This window comes from Mesorhizobium sp. M1169 (assembly GCF_040318345.1).
GTDB lineage: Bacteria > Pseudomonadota > Alphaproteobacteria > Rhizobiales > Rhizobiaceae > Mesorhizobium.
Genome location: NZ_JAMYME010000099.1, coordinates 1 through 2,614 on the forward strand (window position 1 = coordinate 1; position 2,614 = coordinate 2,614).

Annotated in this window: 4 protein-coding genes and 1 pseudogene; 4 read left to right on the forward strand and 1 reads right to left on the reverse strand. The window is 62.6% G+C overall.

The genetic code is table 11. From position 1 onward, the window contains the following. On the reverse strand, nt 1-316 hold a 316-nt coding region (locus NKH41_RS33920), incomplete at its 3' end, for a LysR family transcriptional regulator (RefSeq protein ID WP_352516389.1). A 122-nt stretch (nt 317-438) separates the two neighbouring features. Between NKH41_RS33920 and NKH41_RS33925 the strand changes: the two genes are divergently transcribed. From NKH41_RS33925 to NKH41_RS33940, 4 genes and pseudogenes are all read left to right on the forward strand, one after another. Then, on the forward strand, nt 439-906 hold the full coding sequence (locus NKH41_RS33925) for an ATP-binding cassette domain-containing protein (protein WP_352692035.1): 468 nt from the start codon (nt 439-441) through the stop codon (nt 904-906). Further along, nucleotides 906-1,566, forward strand: a pseudogene (locus tag NKH41_RS33930) (amidohydrolase family protein). The gene NKH41_RS33925 and the pseudogene NKH41_RS33930 overlap by 1 nt, the downstream one beginning before the upstream one ends. A gap of 35 nt (nt 1,567-1,601) precedes the next feature. Continuing rightward, on the forward strand, nt 1,602-2,354 hold the full coding sequence (locus tag NKH41_RS33935) for an SDR family NAD(P)-dependent oxidoreductase (RefSeq protein ID WP_352453729.1): 753 nt from the start codon (nt 1,602-1,604) through the stop codon (nt 2,352-2,354). Further along, the coding region (locus tag NKH41_RS33940; protein WP_502906096.1) for a thiamine pyrophosphate-binding protein at nt 2,347-2,614 on the forward strand (268 nt) is incomplete at its 3' end. The genes NKH41_RS33935 and NKH41_RS33940, both read left to right, overlap by 8 nt.

Sequence of the window (2,614 nt, forward strand, 5' to 3'; positions counted from 1 at the left end):
ACTCGGCCAACCGCGGCGCCAGCCATTTCTCGCCGAAGGAAGGACTGACGCGCAGGCTAAGCTGGAAGCTTTCGCGCTGCCGCACAATGGCATTACGCACCTCGCGTATGGATTCGAAAGCCTGGGTCGTGGTCTGGAAGAGCCGCTCACCGTCGATAGTGAGCGAGAGATGGCGCTTTTCGCGCTGAAAAAGCCGCACCCCGAGTTGGTGTTCGAGCAGCCGCAGCTGCTGGCTAACCGCCGAAGGTGTCACCTGCAATTCCTGAGCGGCCTTTGCCACGCCGCCGAGCCGCGCGACTGCCTCGAAATGCGTCATCGAATTGAACTTGATGTCTGACCTCGTCCTCGTCAGTTAAGCTCAGCTACACAGAATGTTAAGAAACGAAAATTGAGCCGAATGTCAATCGGTCGCACAGTGGTCCCGGAAGGAGATACAGGATGGAGCCGAGTTCAACCCAAAGCTTGGGTAGCGCCGGCAACGTGCCGGGAGTTGGACAGGTATGGACCAGGAAGCCCCTGATCGAAGCTGCCAATATCGACAAGAGTTATGACGCAACCCGTGTCCTGCGGGGTGTGAGTTTTCAGGTCCGGGCCGACGAAATCCACGCGCTCCTGGGCGGCAACGGCGCCGGCAAAAGCACTCTCATCCGCATCGTCACAGGGCTGACCTCACGCGAAGCCGGCGAGATTGGCTTCGCCTCGTCGAAGGCCGACCACAACAGCCCGATCATCGCGGTGGTGCATCAGGAGCTGGCGCTATTGCCCGAGCTGTCCGGTCGCGGAAAACATCGGCATTGTGCATGCGAGGTCGGGCTGGTCGCAGATCAGCCGTCGCCGCACGCGCGAAACTGCGCTCGGAGCGCTCCAGCTGATCGACCCAGCGATCGGCGAAGCGATCATCGATAATGCCGGCACGCAAATTGTCCCTCCACGAAGGCCAGATCGTCCGGATCGCTCGTGCCCTTTCCACCGGAGCCGAAGTGCTGCTTCTCGATCCCGGCGATCCGGTTGGGGAAACGCGCTGGCTGCAGGAGATCGCCAACAAGCGAGGCTTTCCGCATGGCATCGTCGGCTATGCCGACCTGTCCCAACCCGACGTCGGCGACCTCCTCGACCGCCACATGGAATATCCGAACTTCCGCGGCATGCGGCAGCCGATGAATTATCATCCCGACCCCGCCAAGACCTATCTGGCGCGGCCGGAGGTCAGTCGTACGCCCGAATGGCGGCGCGGCTTCCGGGAGCTGGCGAAGCGCGGGCTGAGCTTCGACCCGCAGCTCTACTATCCGCAGATGAGCGAGTTCGTCGAACTGGCGCGCGACTTTCCCGACGTGCAGATCATTCTCAATCACACCGGCATGCAGGTCGACGGCGCCGAGCATCGAGGAGGCGATCGCAGCCTTCGGCGTCGGCCGCTCGATGTTCGCGACGAACTTCCCCGTCGACAAGCTGTTCTCGAGCTTCGACGCCATTTTGAACGCCTTCAAGGAAATTACGATCGCCCACCCGCACGAGGAGCGGCTCGCGCTGTTCCATGACAACGCCGCCCGGTTCTACCGACTTTAGATCACCGGCAAACAGAAATAGCAGGAGAGTTCGACTTGTTGCTGAAGGGCAAGGCCGTGGTGATTTCGGGGGCCGCGGGCCCCCGGGGAATTGGCCGCTCCACGGCAGCGCTGATGGTACAGCACGGGGCTCGCGTTGCAATACTCGACCTCGATGACGGGCAAGCGCGTGACGCCGCTGCGTCGCTTGGACCCGACCATATCGGCCTTGCGTGCAACGTCGCGGACCTCGACGCCTGCAAGAGGGCGGCGGCGCAAGTGACAGAAACCTTGGGCAGGATCGATGTGCTCTGCAACAATGCGGGCGTCACGCAGCCGGTCAAGACGCTGGAGATCAGCGCGGCTGACTGGGACCGCATCCTCGATGTCAACCTACGCGGCGTGCTCCATCTCAGCCAGGCATTCATCCCGAACATGCGCGAAAATGGCGGCGGCTCGATCATCTGCATGTCGTCAGTTTCGGCCCAGCGCGGCGGCGGCATCTTCGGTGGCCCGCACTACTCGGCTGCCAAGGCGGGTGTTCTGGGGCTTGCCAAGGCCATGGCGCGCGAATTCGGTCCCGAAGGCATCCGCGTCAACTGCATCACACCGGGCCTGATCCAGACCGACATCACCGGCGGCAAACTGACCAACGCCATGCGCGCCGACATCATCAAGGGAATCCCGCTCAGCCGGCTGGGCGAGGCGCGCGACGTAGCCGGCGCCTATCTCTTCCTGGCTTCCGATCTGGCCAGCTACATCACCGGCGCCGTGATCGATGTCAACGGTGGGATGCTAATCCATGGCTGAGTGGACAATGGAGCTTGAGATGCCTCGCGCTGGCAGCAATGTCAGCCTGGCCGAACGAGCCTATCGTATCCGCCGGCACGCCGTGCGGATGGGTCAAGTCCAGGGCCAAGGTTATGTCGGACAGGCGCTGGGTGTCGCCGACGTGCTTGCCGTCGCCTATTTCCATGCGCTTCGTTACCGGCCGGAGGACACGTTGTGGGAGGGACGCGACCGCTTCCTGCTGTCGATCGGACACTATGCGATCGCGCTCTACGCGGCTC

Coding starts and splice junctions, on each gene's coding strand:
- NKH41_RS33925 (WP_352692035.1), top strand. CDS start 439: ATGGAGCCGAGTTCAACCCAAAGCTTGGGTAGCGCCGGCAACGTGCCG.